Source organism: Aeromonas sp. Marseille-Q5825, assembly GCF_946892685.1.
Classification (GTDB): Bacteria; Pseudomonadota; Gammaproteobacteria; order Enterobacterales; family Aeromonadaceae; genus Aeromonas; species Aeromonas rivipollensis.
The window spans coordinates 429,960-444,035 of the sequence record NZ_CAMPOU010000003.1 but is presented as its reverse complement, the minus strand read 5'-3'; the positions used below and the strand labels follow the sequence as shown (position 1 = coordinate 444,035).

The 14,076-nt window shown below is 62.6% G+C and carries 11 protein-coding genes; 5 read left to right on the top strand and 6 right to left on the bottom strand.

What is annotated here, in order from left to right:
• The first annotated feature begins 17 nt into the window (after positions 1-17).
• Entirely contained in the window at positions 18-1,244 is a 1,227-nt protein-coding gene (locus OC537_RS10285) for an exonuclease SbcCD subunit D C-terminal domain-containing protein (protein WP_171276575.1), read from the top strand.
• Complete coding sequence (locus OC537_RS10280; RefSeq protein ID WP_262110971.1) at positions 1,241-4,999, top strand: AAA family ATPase; 3,759 nt, start codon at positions 1,241-1,243, stop codon at positions 4,997-4,999. Before OC537_RS10285 ends, OC537_RS10280 begins: the two co-directional genes overlap by 4 nt.
• 69 nt (positions 5,000-5,068) lie before the next feature.
• Here the strand turns inward: OC537_RS10280 and OC537_RS10275 are convergent, their stop codons facing one another.
• The 5 genes from OC537_RS10275 to cysK all read right to left on the bottom strand — a co-directional run bounded on the left by OC537_RS10275 (position 5,069) and on the right by cysK (position 9,881).
• On the bottom strand, positions 5,069-5,614 hold the full coding sequence (locus OC537_RS10275) for a cytochrome b (protein ID WP_262110970.1): 546 nt from the start codon (positions 5,612-5,614) through the stop codon (positions 5,069-5,071).
• A gap of 275 nt (positions 5,615-5,889) precedes the next feature.
• Positions 5,890-6,399: a PTS glucose transporter subunit IIA gene (gene crr, locus OC537_RS10270; protein WP_005325875.1), complete on the bottom strand. Its 510-nt coding sequence runs from the start codon at positions 6,397-6,399 to the stop codon at positions 5,890-5,892.
• A 43-nt stretch (positions 6,400-6,442) separates the two neighbouring features.
• Positions 6,443-8,170 (bottom strand): phosphoenolpyruvate-protein phosphotransferase PtsI, encoded by a 1,728-nt coding sequence (gene ptsI / locus OC537_RS10265; RefSeq protein WP_262110969.1) that lies wholly within the window; start codon positions 8,168-8,170, stop codon positions 6,443-6,445.
• Between the two features lie 44 nt (positions 8,171-8,214).
• The gene (locus OC537_RS10260) at positions 8,215-8,472 is read right to left on the bottom strand and encodes an HPr family phosphocarrier protein (RefSeq protein WP_005303128.1); all 258 of its coding nucleotides are present in this window, start codon (positions 8,470-8,472) and stop codon (positions 8,215-8,217) included.
• Positions 8,473-8,912: 440 nt separating this feature from the next.
• Positions 8,913-9,881, bottom strand: coding sequence for a cysteine synthase A (gene cysK, locus OC537_RS10255; RefSeq protein WP_262110968.1), 969 nt, complete (start codon positions 9,879-9,881; stop codon positions 8,913-8,915).
• A 163-nt stretch (positions 9,882-10,044) separates the two neighbouring features.
• On the opposite strand from cysK, the gene OC537_RS10250 reads away from it, so the two are divergent.
• The 3 genes from OC537_RS10250 to OC537_RS10240 are packed head-to-tail and all read left to right on the top strand — an operon-like array spanning position 10,045 to position 13,228.
• On the top strand, positions 10,045-10,887 hold the full coding sequence (locus tag OC537_RS10250; protein WP_163147334.1) for an AAA family ATPase: 843 nt from the start codon (positions 10,045-10,047) through the stop codon (positions 10,885-10,887).
• Positions 10,888-12,051 carry a vWA domain-containing protein gene (locus OC537_RS10245; RefSeq protein WP_262110967.1) on the top strand — a complete coding sequence of 388 codons (1,164 nt, stop codon included), beginning with the start codon at positions 10,888-10,890 and terminating at the stop codon, positions 12,049-12,051.
• A gap of 55 nt (positions 12,052-12,106) precedes the next feature.
• On the top strand, positions 12,107-13,228 hold the full coding sequence (locus OC537_RS10240; RefSeq protein WP_262110966.1) for a beta-ketoacyl-ACP synthase III: 1,122 nt from the start codon (positions 12,107-12,109) through the stop codon (positions 13,226-13,228).
• A 74-nt stretch (positions 13,229-13,302) separates the two neighbouring features.
• On the opposite strand, the gene tsaA is transcribed toward OC537_RS10240, so the two are convergent.
• A complete protein-coding gene (gene tsaA / locus OC537_RS10235) occupies positions 13,303-14,007 on the bottom strand; it encodes a tRNA (N6-threonylcarbamoyladenosine(37)-N6)-methyltransferase TrmO (RefSeq protein WP_262110965.1) in 705 nt (234 codons plus the stop codon).
• Between the last annotated feature and the right edge of the window lie 69 nt (positions 14,008-14,076).

Sequence of the window (14,076 nt, the reverse complement as noted above, 5' to 3'; positions counted from 1 at the left end):
CTTTCGAGCCGCTTTTCATGAAGATCCTGCACACTGCCGACTGGCACCTTGGCCATCAACTCCATGGTCATGAGCGCCGCTTCGAACACGATGCCTTTCTCGACTGGCTGACCGACACCATCAAGACGCGGCAGATCGACGCCCTGCTGGTAGCAGGGGATCTGTTCGATACCGCCAATCCTCCCGCCAGCGCCTGGCAGCAGCTCTATCGCTTCCTGGCCAGGCTGCGCGCCGAGATGCCCCGTCTCAACATGGTGCTGATCGGTGGCAACCACGACTCTCCCTCCAAGCTGGACGCCCCCCACGAGCTGCTGCGGGCCTTCGACCTGCATCTGGTGGGCAGCATCAGCCGGGACGGGGAGGGCAGGCTCGAAACCGATCGCCTGCTGGTGCCACTGCAAGACAGGGAGGGCAAGGTTGCCGCCTGGTGCGCCGCCGTGCCTTTTCTTCGCAGCAGCGACCTGCGGGTGGAGCCGCTCGAAGAGGGGCAGGATCGGCTGATCGAAGGGGTTCGCCAGATCTACCAGGAAGTGCTGGCGCAAGGCCGTGCGCGCTGCGAGCCCGGCCAGGCGCTGATCGCCATGGGCCATGCCTACCTGGCGGCGGGTCAGCTCTCCGAGCTCTCCGAGCGGCGGGTGCTCGGCGGCAATCAGCATGCCCTGCCTGCCGACATCTTCGCCACCGCCGACTACACCGCCCTTGGCCACCTCCATCTGGCCCAGAGCCCGGCCGAGGGCGTGCACTACAGTGGCTCGCCGCTACCGCTCTCCCTCGCCGAGGCCAACTACAACCATCAGGTGCTGGAGGTCAGGTTTGAGGGGGGCAAGTTGGCGGGGCTGGAGCGGATCCCTGTGCCCCGTGCGGTGGAGATGATACGCCTGCCCCAGAGCACACTCGAGGAGGCGCTCACCGCCATAGAGGCGCTCTCCCTGCCCGACTGTCCCCAGGAGGCGCAGCCCTTCCTCGAGGTGCGCCTGCTGCTGCCCAAGCCCGAGGCCCGCATCCGCGAGCGCATTCTGGCGGTCATGGCGGGCAAGCCGGTGCGTCTGGCCCGCATCAGCACCCAGTATCAGGGCTCGGGGGAGGGGCTGGCCGATGGCCGCGAGCGGCGCAGGCTGGATGAGCTATCCCCCACAGAGGTGTTCCGTCTCTGCTATCAGCGGCAGTTCGAGGGGGAGCCGGCGGCCGAGCTGGTCGCCTCGTTTGAAGAGATCCTGGAGCAGGTCAAGGAATCCAACACATGAAAATCTTGTCTCTTGCAGGGGAAAACCTGGCCAGCCTGACCGGCGCTTTCACCATCGACTTCGCAGGTGGCGCTTTGGGGGCTGCCGGGCTCTTTGCCATCACGGGCAACACGGGTGCGGGCAAGAGCACATTGCTCGACGCTATCTGTCTCGCCCTCTATGACGAGATGCCGCGCTTTATCGCCAATCGCAAGAATGTTGAGAAAATTGGCCGAGCGGATGAAGACGAAAAAGAAAAATTAACCGCCAATGATGTGAAAAATATCCTCAGCCGCGGCCACGCCAGCGGCTATGCCGAGGTGCAGTTCCGCGGCTGTGACGGCCGCATCTACCTGGCGCGCTGGGCGGTACGGCGGGCACGCAATCGCTCGGAGGGGCGCTTCCAGGCCCAGGAGCGCAGCCTGACCGACGTCGAGTCGGGGCAGGTCTTTTCCGGCAGCAAGCGGGAGCTGCAGGATCGCATCGACGAGCTGGTGGGCCTCTCCTGGGAGCAGTTCCGCCGCGCCGTGATACTGCCGCAAGGGGAGTTTGCCGCCTTCCTCAAGTCGAGCGCCGATGAGCGCTCCGCCCTGCTCGAGCGGATGACGGGCACCGAGCTCTACTCCGCCATCTCCATCCAGACCCATGAGCGGGCGCGGGCCGAGCAGCAGGCGCTGGCGACCATACAGCAGCGGCTCGGCGACGTGGCCCTGATGGACGACGAGACACGCGAGCGCTGGGTCGCCCGGCAGCTGAGCCTCTCCACCAGCCTCAAGCACGAACAGCAGCAGCGTCAGCTGTTGCAGGACTTGCGGGATCTCAACGGACGGATTGCCGCCCAGTTGCAGGCCTGCCGGGAGGGGCAGGAGGCGCTGGCCGCCGCCGAGGCGGCCCATGGCGAGGCGGCGTCCGGGCGGGAAGAGTTTGCCCGCGCCGAACAGGCTCAGGTGGCCCGCGCCGATCACGACGAACTCGCCCGCCTCACCCTGGAGGTGCAGCAGCAGGAGCTGCAGATAGGCCAGCTTGCCCCCCAGCTGGAGCAGGTTGAACCTGTGTTGCAGCAGGCCGCGCTGCGCGAGCAGCAACTGCTGGCCGACAAGATTGCCGCCGAGCGGGAGTGGGGGGCCCTGCAACCCGAGCTCAAGCGGGCGCAGGAGCTCGATACCCGGCTCAAGGAGAAGGGCCAGCAGTTGCAGGAGACCCGGCAGCAGGGGACCCAGGCACGGGCCCTGCAACTGGCGCTACAGCAGGAGTGGCAGCAGCAGGCGAGTCGGGTCGAGGCCCTGACGGTGCGCCGTCAGCAGTGGGCTCTCTGGCTCGAGGAGCGCAAGGCCCTGGCCCCGCTGGCGCGCCAGTGGCAGCCTTTGCTTGCGGCCATCCAGGACTGGGCGGCGGACAGGGAGTTGTTGCAGCGGGTGCTGCAAAGCCGTGAGCACAAGGGCCATGCCCTGCGGGATCTTGCCAGCCGGCTGGAGCAGGGGCAGCAGGAGCGCGACTACTGGCAGCAGGAGCGCACCCGATTGCAACAGCTGCACGATGAGCTGCAGGCGCAGGAGTGGGACGCAGAGGTAGCCAGGGCGCAGGAGCAGCGTCAGGCCCAGACAGAGCAACTGGCCCGGATTCGCCAACTGCTGGAGCTGGCCCAGGCGGGCCGCAACCACAGCGAGCAGCAGGAGCGGTTGCAGCAGGAGATGGCGCTGCTCGAGCAGCATCTTGCCCGGCTGAGGGCCCAGCATGAGGAGCTGGCTCCGGCGCTGGCTCGGCTCGCCACCCAGCGCGGCGAGGCGCGCCATGCCCTGGAGCAGGCCCGCGCCGTGGCCAGCTTCGAGCAGTATCGCCACGTGTTGAGCGATGGCACGCCCTGCCCGCTCTGCGGCGCCGAAGAGCATCCCTACACCCGGAGCCAGCCCCAGGTGGCCGGCATACTGGCGCAACTGGCCGAGCGTGTCCGTCAGCTGGATCTGGAGTGGGAGCAGCTCAACCATCAGCATATTCAGGGGGAGAGCGAGCGGGTCGAGCTGGCGCGTCAGCTGGTCGCCCGTCAGCAGCATCAACCCGAGCTGGAAGCGCGCTCCGAGCAGATGGTCCAGCGCTGGCTGCAACTGGGAGGGGATGCCCTGCTGGGGCAGGGGCTGCCCTTGCGGCAAAGCCCGGCGCAGTGGACCGAGCTGCTGGCTCGCCTGCTGGCGCAGGGGGAGGCTCTGGAGTCGGATCTCGTGGCCGGGCAGCGACGACTGCAGCAGGCCCAGCAGGGGCAGCAGAGGCTGCTGGGGCTGCGCAGCCAGCTGACCGAGCTGACCGCCCGCCATCAGCAGTTTGAGCAGCAGTGGCAGGACGCCGAGCGGCAGAAGATTGAGTGGGAGGCCGAGCTGAAGGCGCTGGCCGAGCAGGAGGCGTCACTGCGCCAACGCCTGGCACTGGGGGAGGCCCGTCTCGATGAACAGATGGGGGCCGAGCCCTGGCGCCAGTGGCTTGGCAGCCGGCAATGGCAGGAGTGGCAGCAGACCTGCGAGGAGTATCTGCGCGGACAGAGCGAATGGGAGCAGCTAGGGGGCGAGCTGGCCACTTTGACCCCGGCCCTGAGCGCCCAGGAGGCGCGGGTGCAGAGCCAGAACGAGCTGCTGCACAAGCTGGAGCGCGACTACAAGGAGCATGAGCAGCAGCGTCAGGGGCTGCTCGCCAGCCGGGAGGCCTGCCTCGGAGGCCGTGCCATCGCCCTGGTCGAGCAGGAGTGGCAGCAGCGGCTGCAACTGGTGGCCAGTCAGCTTGAGGAGGCGGTGACCGCGCTGCGGGTCGCCCGGGAGAAGCAGACCGAGCTCAAGGCCAGGTTGACCCATCTCGAGCAGGACAGGCAGGTGAGCAGCCGTCGTCGCCGCGAGGCGCTGGGGCGCTGGGCGGCCCATTCCGGCACCCTCGGCATCGCCGAATATGATCTGCGTCGACTGCTGGCCATCACGGCGGATGATCTCAGGGCTCGCCGCAGCGCCTTGCAGCGCCTGGACGATGCCCTGGTCGAGGCCCGCACCCGGCTGACCGAGCGTCAGCGGGCGCTGGCTCAGGAGGAGGCCAAGCTGGCGCGCTATCGGGAGCATCATGGGGAGCTGGCCGCCCTCACGGCCGAGGCCCTTGCCGAGCGTCTGGGGGCCTGCGAGGCCCGCTGCGGCGAGCTGGAAGAGCAGTTGTTCCAGTGCAAGAGCACCCTGGCCCAGGCCGAGGCGGCGGCGCAGAAGGCGGGGAGCCTGCAGGAGGCACTGGCCGCCCAGCAGGCGGTGGCGGATCACTGGCTGCAACTGTCCGAGCTTATCGGCTCCGCCAGCGGCGCCAAGCTGCGCACCTTCGCCCAGAGCCTCACGCTCGAACGTCTATTGTTGGAGGCCAACGCCCAGCTTGGCGAACTGTCGCCGCGCTATCGGCTGGAGCGGGTGCCCGGCACGGATCTGGCGCTGCAAGTGGTGGATCTGGACATGGGGGACGAGGTGAGGTCTGTGGACTCCCTCTCCGGCGGCGAGAGCTTCCTGGTGTCGCTGGCGCTGGCGCTGGCCCTCTCCAGCCTCTCCTCCCGCCAGACCCAGGTCGAATCGCTGTTCATCGATGAGGGGTTCGGCACCCTGGATCCGGACAGCCTGGATCTGGCGCTCTCCAGCCTGGACTCCCTGCAGGCGGCGGGCCGCCAGATCGGGGTCATCTCCCACGTTCAGACTCTGGTGGAGCGGATCGGCGTGCAGATCCGGGTCGAGGCCCTCGGCGGTGGCGAGAGCCGGGTGGTCTTGCCCTGAGGGTGACGCTTCAGCCATAACAAAAAGGCTCCGGTATCGGAGCCTTTTTGTTGCTGTTGTCCGCCCGGGCTATTTTTTCTCGGGCAACATATTGGTCAGTGTGTTGTCCTTGAGCACATGATGGTGATAGATGGCCGCCGCAGCATGCAGGGCTATAAGGGCATAGCCTATGTTGGCCAGCGTCTCGTGCAGCTCTTTTATCGTTCCCTTCAAGCCATCATCCGGCGCGATAAGGGCGGGTAGTTCTAATCCGAAGAAGGGGATGGGCTTGCCACCCGAGCTCAGCAGCAGCCAACCCAGCAGCGGCGTCAGGATCAAAAAGCCGTACAGGGCCAGATGGGCGAGGTGGCCGAGCTTGAGCATCAGGGGGGAGGGGGCGGGCACTATGCGTGGCGAGGGGCTGCCAAAGCGCACCAGCAGTCGCGCCAGCACCAGCGCCAGAATGAGCAAGCCCACCATGAAGTGGCACTCCTTCATCAGGTCGCGTCCGGTCGAGCCCTTGGGGAAAATATCCCTGAACTCCATCAGCCCATAGACGGCCACCATCAGCAGCAGGGTCAGCCAGTGCAACCCTATGCTCAGGCTGCCATAACGTTGTTCCGTATTCTTCAGCATCTTCATCTCCTTCCGGAGGGCGCATTGCATTGCCCTGGTCCATCCCGTCACGCACGGCGCCGGGATCCCGTGGTTTCCACACCCATGCTACAAGGCTTGTCGGACAATGCCTTGATCTTGACCGCGCTTTTGCATCGGATTGCCCTTGCCCGGTCAGGGAACCTGCTAGCCCCAGATGGCTAAGGGGCAGGCGGACCCAAGGTGTTGCCCATAAAAAAACCGAAGCCCAGGGCTTCGGTTTTTTGTTGCAGCAGCTGGCACCAGCCAGCGTTGCATTATTTCTTGATGCGGATAACCGGGGTCTCGCCCACGGTCACGGCGCCAGTCATCTTGATCAGCTCTTTGATCTCGTCCATGTTGGAGATGACGACCGGAGTCAGGGTAGACTTCGCCTTGGCTTCCAGTACGGCCAGATCGAACTCGATGATGGTGTCACCGCGCTTGACCTTCTGACCTTCCTGGGCGATGCGGGTGAAGCCTTCGCCTTTCAGCTCGACGGTGTCGATACCGAAGTGAACGAACAGCTCGATACCAGAGTCGGATTCCAGAGAGAACGCGTGGTTGGTCTCGAAGATCTTGCCGATGGTGCCGTCGCACGGAGCAACCATCTTGTTGCCAGCCGGCTTGATGGCGATGCCATCACCGACGATCTTCTCGGCGAAGACAACGTCAGGCACATCTTCGATGGGCACGATTTCGCCAGACAGCGGAGCGAAGATTTCGATGCCGCCGGTGTCAGAACTGTCATCGGAGACCAGTTTCTTCAGTTTATCAAACAGACCCATAGTAAAAGCTCCTAGAGATGATTGTCGCTGTTTGCAGCCGATCTTAGCAGACTGCCTTCTGCTTAATAAAGTTATCTACACAGGCTTCGATTTCGGCGGCGGTCGCATAGCTCAGAGCTTGGTCTGCCATTGCCTTCACATCTTCGAAGTTGGTGTTGCGGATAAGCTTCTTGATACGCGGTACAGAGATGGCGCTCATGGAGAACTCATCCAGACCCATACCCAGCAGCAGCAGGGTGGCGCGTTCGTCACCAGCCAGTTCACCGCACATACCGGTCCACTTGCCATTGTCATGGGAAGCGTCGATTACCATCTTGATCAGGGTCAGGACGGAGGGTGACAGCGGGTTGTACATGGCGGAAATCATCTCGTTACCACGATCGACAGCCAGGGTGTACTGGGTCAGGTCATTGGTACCGATACTGAAGAAATCCACTTCCTTGGCCAGATGATGAGCCATCACGGCAGCAGCCGGGGTCTCGATCATGATACCCACTTCGATGGATTCATCAAAGGCTTTGCCGTCGGCACGCAGTTCGGCCTTCAGCTGTTCCACGGTTGCCTTGAGGCTGCGGAACTCTTCGACGGAGATGATCATCGGGAACATGATGCGCAGCTTGCCGAAGGCAGAGGCGCGCAGTATGGCCTTCAGCTGGGCGTGCATGATGTCTTCGCGATCGAAGAAAATACGCACGGCACGCCAGCCCAGGAAGGGGTTCATCTCTTTCGGGAAATTCATGTAGGGCAGTTCTTTGTCGCCGCCGATGTCCATGGTGCGGACGATGATCGGCTGATCCGGCATGGCCTCTGCCACTTCTTTGTAGGCCTTGAACTGCTCATCTTCGGTCGGCAGCGCATCACGGTCCATGAACAGGAACTCGGTGCGGTACAGACCCACGCCTTCGGCGCCATTGCGGATGGCACCCTCGGTATCCTTGACGGTACCTATGTTGGCGCAGACTTCGACTTGATGACCATCCAGCGTGATGGCGGGCAGATCTTTCAGCTTGGCCAGTTCGTCCTTCTCGGCCTGGAACTGGGCCTGGAATCTCTTGGCTTCAGCCAGCTGCTCGGCGGTCGGGTTGATGATGATCTGGTTGTTGATGCCATCCAGAATCAGCATGTCACCGTTGTTGACGCGCGCAGTGATGTCGTTGGTGCCCACTATGGCCGGCAGCTCCAGGGAGCGGGCCATGATGGAGGTGTGAGAGGTACGGCCACCGATGTCGGTGACAAAACCCAGCACGTATTTCAGGTTGATCTGAGCGGTTTCGGACGGAGTCAGGTCTTTGGCGACCAGGATGACCTCTTCGTCTATGGTGCTCAGGTTGACAACGGCGATGCCCAGCACGTTCTTCACCAGACGGGTACCGATGTCACGGAAGTCGGTGGCGCGCTCGCGCAGATAGGGGTCATCCAGCTCGGCCATCATCTTGGCGTACTGTTCGATCACCTCATAGATGGCTTTGTCGGCGGACGCCTTGTTGTCTTTGATGAAGGATCTGATATCCCCTTCCAGCTCCTCATCTTCGAGCAGCATGATGTGGCCTTCGAAGATGGCCTCTTTTTCTTCACCGAAGGTACGACCGGCCATCTCTTTGATGGCTTCCAGCTGTGCGGCTGACTTGGTGCGGGCTTCGAGGAAGCGGTTGATCTCGACGTCAATCTGGTCAGCAGAAATCTTGCCCTGATTGATAACGATTTCATCTTCTTTCAGAAGAAGCGCCTTACCGAATGCGATACCGGGGGACGCAAGAATGCCAGATATCATAATCCTTCCTATTAAAACGACTGTGGGGGAGGAGTAAAGCTGGATTACTCCAGCTCGTCCATCAGGGCAACCAGCTTCTCAACGGCTTTCTGAGCGTCCGGGCCGTCGGCCTGGATGGTCACGTTGGTGCCTTTGGTCAGGCCCAGGGTCTGCAGCTTGAACAGGCTCTTGGCGCTGGCGGATTTGCCACCGGAGACCACAGTGATCTCGCTTTGGAATTCTTTGGCTTCTTTCACGAACTGAGCTGCGGGACGGGTGTGCAGGCCGTTTTCAGCAGTAATAACAACAGACTTCTCGTACATGGTTTCACCCCATATTATTGATATTGTGTGGAGAGATGGTCGCTAATGAGGCTTCCTGTCTCACCGTGTCAGTATGGATATGTTGTAAAGTAACGAAATCAGACCTGCAATGGTTTAATCCAGGTCAATTTTCTGTGCAGTATTCGGCGTCCAGGCTAAGTCTTTTCGTTATCGGGCTGAAAGCCGCGTCAGGACTGGCCTGAAATTAATTTATAACGAAAAATAACACTTTGTTACCTTGTGATACCTAGCCGGTAAACACCTCGTGACGCGGCACAGGATATGAGATTTATCACAGAATGTCTGCTTTTTTTGTCAGGCCCAAGTTTGTTATTTTACCCCAAAAAATAAGGGGCCGACTGACACTGATGGCTACTGAGTTTAGCGCATAATGAAAACGGCGCCCCAGGGGCGCCGTTGTTTTGATGTAAGACGATCAATTACTGCTGCAGTTCCTGCTCGCTGAACACGCCGGCGAAGAGGGCGCTGGAGAGGTAGCGTTCGGCGGCGCTTGGCAGCACGACGACTATGGTCTTGTCCTTGAACTCCGGCAGCTCGGCCAGACGGGCGGCAGCCACCACGGCGGCGCCTGAGCTTATCCCCGCCAGTATGCCTTCTTCTTCCATCAGGCGGCGAGCCATCTCGATGGACTCCTCGCTGCTCACCTGTTCGACGCGGTCCAGCAGGGTCAGATCCAGGTTGCCCGGAATGAAGCCGGCGCCAATGCCCTGGATCTTGTGGGGGCCGGGCTTGATCTCTTCACCCGCCAGTTTCTGGCTGATGACGGGGGACTCGGCCGGTTCGACCGCGACCGAGATGATGGCCTTGCCCTTGGTCTGCTTGATATAGCGGGAGACCCCTGTGATGGTGCCGCCGGTGCCGACGCCTGCCACAAACACATCCACCTCGCCGTCGGTGGCATCCCAGATCTCGGGGCCAGTGGTCTGCTCATGGATCTCGGGGTTGGCGGGGTTTTCGAACTGCTGCAGCAGCACATACTTGCCCGGCTCGGATTCCAGGATCTCGTTGGCCTTGGCGATGGCGCCCTTCATGCCGAGGGGGCCTTCGGTCAGCACCAGGTTGGCGCCGAGCGCCTTGAGCAGCTTGCGGCGCTCCAGGCTCATGGTGGCCGGCATGGTCAGGGTGATGGGATAGCCACGGGCAGCCGCCACGAAAGCCAAGGCAATACCCGTGTTGCCGCTGGTAGGCTCGATGATCTCCTTGCCCTTGGTCAATACGCCGCGTTTTTCGGCATCCCAGATGAGATTGGCGCCGATCCGGCACTTGACGCTGAAGCTCGGGTTGCGGCTCTCGATCTTGGCCAGCACGCGGCCCTTGGTAACACGGTTGAGACGAACCAGCGGGGTGTTGCCTATGGTCTGGCTGTTGTCCTCAAAAATTTTGCTCATGGTGCTATCCCTGTGTTTGTTAAGGCGATGAAACAAGATTACCCTGTGGTTTCTGAATGAGAAGTGACGAATCGTTATAACAATATGTTATTACAACATATAGAACTTATTCTCTCTCGCCGAAGGACCTTGAGGTTCTCCTGCGACCAAAGGAATGGATCTCATGGGATTTGCAGGAAGCGATCGCTATCTCGCATCAAGGTCACTGAGTATGGCCGTCAATGCCGCCATAGTGCTGGAGAAGCCGCTGCTGATCAAAGGTGAGCCGGGCACCGGCAAGACGGTGCTGGCCGAGGCGGTCGCCGAGTCGCTCGGTGCCGACCTCATCAGCTGGCACATCAAGTCCACCACCAAGGCCCAGCAGGGGCTCTATGAATATGATGCGGTGGCCCGGCTGCGGGACTCCCAGCTCGGGGATCCCCGGGTGGGGGAGATCCACCACTACATTCGCCGGGGCAAATTGTGGCAGGCGTTTTGCGCCGAGCAGCGCCCTGTGCTGCTCATCGACGAAATTGACAAGGCCGACATCGAGTTTCCCAACGATCTGTTGCTGGAGCTGGATCGGATGGAGTTCGACGTCTACGAGACAGGGGAGCGCATCAAGGCGCGCCAGCGTCCCGTGGTCATCATCACCTCCAACAATGAGAAAGAGCTGCCGGACGCCTTCCTGCGCCGCTGCTTCTTCCATTACATCCGCTTTCCCGACAAGGCCGAGATGCAGGCCATTGTTAAACTCCACCATCCCAACCTCAAGGAGAGCCTGCTCGCTGAGGCGATGGATCTCTTCTTCGAGCTGCGTAATGTGGAGGGGCTGCGCAAGAAACCCTCCACCTCAGAGCTCTTGGACTGGATCCGCCTGCTGCTGGCCGATGACATAGCCCCCGAGGCGCTGCGCAGCCGGGAGCCGGGCAAGCTGGTGCCCGCCCTCTATGGCGCCCTGCTCAAGACGGAGCAGGACTTGCACCTGTTCGAGAAGCTGGCCTTCCTGGCGCGGCGCGGCGGCTGAATGCTGATCGACTTCTTCACCCATCTGCGCCGTCACAAGCTGCCCTGCAGCCTGCGCGAGTTGCTGGATCTCCATGGTGCTTTGGCGGCCGGGCTCGCCAGCGTGGACATGGACGACTTCTATCGCTTGTCCCGCTGCCTGCTGGTGAAGGACGAGGCCCACCTCGATCGCTTCGATCGTGCCTTCGCCGAGTACTACCAGGGGCTGGAAGCCATCCCCCTGCTGCCCGAGACGCTGCCGGATGACTGGCTGCGCAAGGAGTTCGAGCGGCTATTGAGCTCTGAGGAGAAAGCCTTGCTCAACTCCCTCGGCGGGCTCGACAAGCTGCTGGAGACCCTCAACCAGCGCCTGCGCGAACAAAAGGCGCGCCACGCCGGCGGCAACAAGTGGGTGGGCACAGGGGGCAGCAGCCCGTTCGGCCATGGCGGCTTTCACCCCGAGGGGATCCGCATGGGAGGCGAGGGCCAGCATGGCAAGGCAACCAAGGTGTGGGAGGCGCGCCACTACCGCAACTTCAGCGACGACTCGCCGCTCGGCCAGCGGGCCATCCAGTTGGCCCTGCGCAAGCTCAGGCGCTGGGTGCGCAAGGGCAATCCCTCGGAGCTGGATCTCGACGACACCATCAGCAGCACGGCCCGCCAGGGCTGGCTCGATGTGAAGCTGCGCCCCGAGCGTCACAACGGGGTCAAGCTCTTGGTGTTCTTCGATGTGGGGGGATCCATGGATGCCCACGTGGCCGAGGTACAGCGCCTCTTCAGTGCCCTGCGCCACGAGTTCAAGCACCTGGTGTTCTTCTATTTTCACAACTGCCTGTACGACTTCGTTTGGCATGACAACAGCCGCCGCGCTCAGGAGCGCGTCGATACCCTGAGCTTGCTGCGCACCTACGGCAGCGACTATAGGGTGATTTTTGTGGGGGACGCCAAGATGGGCCCCTACGAGATCACCTGGCCCGGCGGCAGCGTGGAGCAGTGGAACGAGGAGCCCGGCCAGGTGTGGCTCGAGCGCCTGCAGCACCACTTCCCCAAGCTGGTGTGGATCAACCCGGTCCCCAGGCAGGAGTGGCTCTGGCACCCCTCCATCAAGTTGATGAATGACGTGATTGGCGGGCGCATGCACCCGCTGACCCTGGCTGGTCTCGCCGCAGCGATCGATCAGCTATGAACCTCTGAACCCAAAAAAACAGACAAGCCGGGATTGCACCCGGCCAGGAGCAAAGATGACCTCTATCGTAATCAGTGGCTCAGGCCTCTATACCCCGCCCTTTGCCGTCAGCAACGAAGAGCTGGTGGCGGCCTTCAACCAGTATGTGGATCTCTACAACGAGGAGAACGCCTCCGCCATCGACGCGGGCCAACTGCCCGCCAAGCAGCATTCGAGCTGCGAGTTCATCGAGAAGGCCTCGGGCATCAAGAGCCGCCATCTGGTGAGCAGGGAAGGGGTGCTGGATCCCGACATCATGCAGCCCCTGCTGGCGGAGCGCCCCGATGACCAGCCCTCCATCATGGTGGAGATGGCGGTGGCCGCCGCCGAGCAGGCGCTGATCGCCGCCGGTCGCGAGCCCGGCGAGATAGATCTCGTCATAGTGGCGGCCTCCAACATGCCGCGCCCCTATCCGGCGCTCTCCATCGAGTTGCAGCACTATCTGGGGGCGAGCGGCATGGCCTTTGACATGAACGTGGCCTGCTCCTCCGCCACCTTCGGCATCAAGACGGCGGCGGATCTGCTGGCGGCCGGCACCGCCAGACTGGCCCTGGTGGTGAATCCCGAGATCTGTTCGGGGCATCTCAATTTCCGGGATAGAGACAGCCACTTCATCTTCGGCGACGCCTGCACCGCAGTGCTGCTGGAGCGGGAAGAAGATTGCAAGGTGGCCAACCCCTGGCAACTGGTGGCGAGCAAGCTGGTGACCCAGTACTCCAACAACATCCGCAACAACTTCGGCTTCCTGAACCGCTTCAGCCCGCGTACCCGCTATGGTGATGACAAGCTGTTCCGCCAGCAGGGGCGCAAGGTGTTCAAGGAGGTGCTGCCCCTGGTGTGTGACCAGATAAGCGCTCAGCTCGATGAGCAGGGGTGGGCGGCAGACTCTTTAAGCCGGCTCTGGCTCCATCAGGCCAACCTCACCATGAACCAGTTCATCGGCCGCAAGCTGCTGGGGCACGACGCCAGCCAGCAGGAGGCGCCGGTGATCCTGGACAGCTACGGCAACACCAGCTCGGCGGGCTCAGTCATCGCCTTCCACCTGTTCAACCAGGACTTGCCGAGCGGGGCTCGCGGCGTGCTCTGCTCCTTCGGCGCCGGTTACTCCATCGGCAGCCTGCTGTTGCAGCGCCTCTGATTGCCGCCATCCGGCGGCGGCAGCAAAAAACCACCCGGGCGGGTGGTTTTTTTATGGGCCTGGGCTGGCGAAGATCAGGCGGGCTCTATGGCCGACACCAGGCAGTCGGGCTCGCTGATGCGAAAACGCACATTGAGGTCGAACAGCCTGACGCCGTACTCCTTGTCGTCCGGCTTGCCCTTCTTGTAGGCGGGGCGGGGATCCTGGGCCAGTACCTCGCTCACCAGCTGGTGCAGCTCGGGGTGGGCCTTGAGCCAGGGCATGAGCTGCTGCTCCGCCTCCGGGGTGAAGCTCACCGACAGCGGCGGTGTGGGGGCCTCGGGGGCGAAGCCACCCCGGGCGTGGGGCAGGCTGTCGGCATAGGGAATGTAGGGCTTGATGTCGACCACAGGGGTACCGTCCAGCAGATCCACGGCGCCGAGATCGAGCCACAGCTTGCCACGCTCTCGGCCCACCCTGTGCAGCTCGACCACGGAGAGGCCGAGGGGATTGGGGCGGAAAGTGGATCGAGTGGCAAAGACCCCGACCCGCTCGTTGCCGCCGAGGCGCGGCGGACGCACCGTCGGGTGCCAGCCCTGGGCCATGGTCTGGTGAAACACGAAGCTGAGCCAGAGGTGGGAAAACTGCTCTATGCCGCGCAGCACATCCGGCTGATCGTAGGGAGGCAGCAGCTCCAGGCGGGCGCGGGCCGATTTGACCAGGCCGGGCTGGCGGGGGATGGCGAACTTCTCCTTGTAGGGAGAGCGGATGATCCCTAGGGTGTCGATGTCGAACTTCATGGCGGATCCTGGCTGAAAACCCCGGCAATGTAGCACAGGCGTGCCGAAAACGCAGGCGTCGCCACAGGA